The sequence below is a fragment of the Emticicia sp. genome, assembly GCF_049241225.1.
In the GTDB taxonomy this organism is placed as follows: domain Bacteria; phylum Bacteroidota; class Bacteroidia; order Cytophagales; family Spirosomataceae; genus Emticicia.
Genome location: NZ_JBMLRC010000428.1, coordinates 1 through 1,106, shown reverse-complemented (window position 1 = coordinate 1,106; position 1,106 = coordinate 1). Strand labels below are relative to the sequence as shown.

The following is a 1,106-nucleotide window of genomic DNA, read 5'->3' as shown; positions in this document are numbered from 1 at the left end:
GAGCAACTGACTCATAATCAGTAGGTGCTTGGTTCGATTCCAAGTGGGCCCACATAAGGAATGATGTTTTCATCATTCCTTTTTTTATTCTACAAAATTCAAATCTTTTCCATATTCTTCTTCGATTTGGGATATACTCCAGATGCCGATACCAAAAACGATACAATCAAGCAGTAAAATAGTGTGTAGATAGTCGTTGAAAACTGTATCTAATGTCGGAATTAGTAATGAAAAGATAAAAACTGATGCCCGGCCAACGCCGAAAACTAAGGTAGTTGCCATTGCTCGAAGATTCGTCCCAAATTGTTCGATAGTAAGCGTCAGTAATTCAAAATGGTAAGATACAAAAATGCCAAAAAGGAAGTTGGTTATAAGAAAGATATGGTGAATAAGAGGTTTAAATAAAATGTAACTAAATGCGAGCATTAGCAATGAAAACATACATATAATAATACTTTTTTTGCGACTTTTAATCTTTCGAGCCAGAAATCCAACTACAATAAAGCCAAAACCAGCACCGAGCGAAAAAAACATAAGGCTCTGTCCAGTTGTAATTTTAAGTTCTCGGAAATAGTTTGCTCCTATAAAAACCGATGATGCAGTGATGAGGTAAGTTGGTAAAATGCTAAGAATGAGATAATAGATTTTACGGTCTTTAAGCACCGAGAAAATCGGTTTTTTATTTATCTTGTTATCATTTGTCTTCAAGAATATATCCGACTCAAAAGTAGAAAAACGAAACAGCATGATAGCAAGCCCTAAGAGTCCACCACCAATATAGAGCGTTCGCCAGTGGAAAGATTTTGCCAAAATACTAAGAGAAAACATTCCTAAAAAACCACAAAGAGCAATGAAAACTGTTGAAGATGTTCGTTTATCCTTTGGAAATATTTCACAAACAAGCACTAATCCAATGGCCAGTTCAGAGGCTAAACCCAAGCCAACAATAAATCTTAAAAAAACAAAGAGGTAATAGTTTTGTACTAATCCACTTAGTAATGTCCCGAGCGAATAAGTAAACACTGAGATAAAAAGCATCGTCATTCTACCCTTTCTATCGGCCAATGACCCAAAAATTATTACACCCAAAAATATGCCAATATGTT

The 1,106-nt window shown here is 35.2% G+C and carries 1 protein-coding gene; it reads right to left on the bottom strand.

The genetic code is table 11. The features are described from left to right. Positions 1 to 84 precede the first annotated feature (84 nt). On the bottom strand, positions 85 to 1,106 hold a 1,022-nt coding region (locus ACOVO2_RS22130; RefSeq protein WP_421772059.1), incomplete at its 5' end, for an MFS transporter.